The 1187-nt window shown below is 72.5% G+C and carries 1 protein-coding gene; it reads right to left on the bottom strand.

The window, feature by feature from the left end; genetic code table 11:
• Positions 1-1187: polyketide synthase dehydratase domain-containing protein (locus tag ACGFN2_RS35895; protein WP_393367188.1), on the bottom strand; the 1187-nt coding region annotated here is incomplete at both ends.

Below are 1187 nucleotides of genomic sequence, written 5' to 3'. Positions count from 1 at the left end.
CCACCACCCACACCCGCGTCCGCACCCGCGTCCGCATCCACCAGAACAAACCGCCCCGGATGCTCCGACTGCGCCGAACGCACCAGACCCCACACGCCGGAAACAGCCAGGTCGGCGTCGGACGTGGCGATCACGACACGAAGCCCTGCGGCCCGCTCCTTCGGCAGCCCCAGAACGGCCTGGACGAAGGCGAGCGCGTCGGTGACCCGCTCGTGGACGCGCGCGGCGTCGGGCACCTGGTCAGGGGTGATGCGGACAGCGATGACGGAGGGGAGCCCCTCGCTCTCCCCGACGCGGCGCGCAGCCGCGGCGAGGTCGTCGTACCACTCGACTGCGGGAGTCTCGGGCGCGGCCGTCGGCGTGATCGGCGTCCACTCGACACGGAACAGCGACTCCTCGACCGGTGGAGCGTCGAACAGTTCGGTGGAGAGCGGTCGCAGCGCCAGGGACTCCGCCGTGAACAGAGGCCGTCCGACCACATCGGTCAGGGCCACGGTCATGGCATCGGCGCCCGAGCGCGACAGGTGTACTCGTGCCTCTGTCGCCCCCGGTGTTCCCGGCACGACCCCGCGCCAGGAGAACGGCAGCCGTCCCCCGGCATCGTCGCCCGCGGCCTCGCGACAGGCCGCCGCGTGCAGCGCCGTGTCGAGCAGGGCGGGGTGGATGCCGTACGCGTCGGCCTCGCCGTGCTGGTCCTCAGGCAGCCGTACGTCCGCGAAGATCTCGTCGCCACGGCGCCACACCTTGCGCAGGCCGCGGAAGGTGTGACCGTAGAGCAGTCCGGCGTCGGCGAGGTCCCCGTACAGCGTTTCGATGCCGACTTCCTCGGCACCGGCCGGTGGCCAGGTGGACTGCCCGGCCGGGATCACCGAAGCGGTGTCGGCGAGCGTGCCGTGGGCATTGCGCCGCCAGTCGGCGGTCTCGGCCGCGTCGTCGGCACGCGAGTGCACGGACACGGTGCAGCGCCCGGACTCGTCCTTGGCCCCGACCGAGATCTGGAGATGTACGGAGTCGCGTTGCGGGAGGACGAGCGGGGCTTCGAGGACCAGTTCCTCCACTTGCCGGCAGCCGACCTCGCGCGCTGCCCGAAGGGCCAGCTCCAGAAGGGCGGTGCCGGGGACGACGACGCGTCCGGCGACGACGTGGTCGGCGAGCCAGGGATGCGCGTCCAGGGACAGCCGCCCGGT

The sequence above is a fragment of the Streptomyces sp. NPDC048612 genome (assembly GCF_043199295.1).
Classification (GTDB): Bacteria; Actinomycetota; Actinomycetes; order Streptomycetales; family Streptomycetaceae; genus Streptomyces.
The sequence above is the reverse complement of the archived record's forward strand: the minus strand, read 5'-3'. Positions and strand labels throughout refer to the sequence as shown.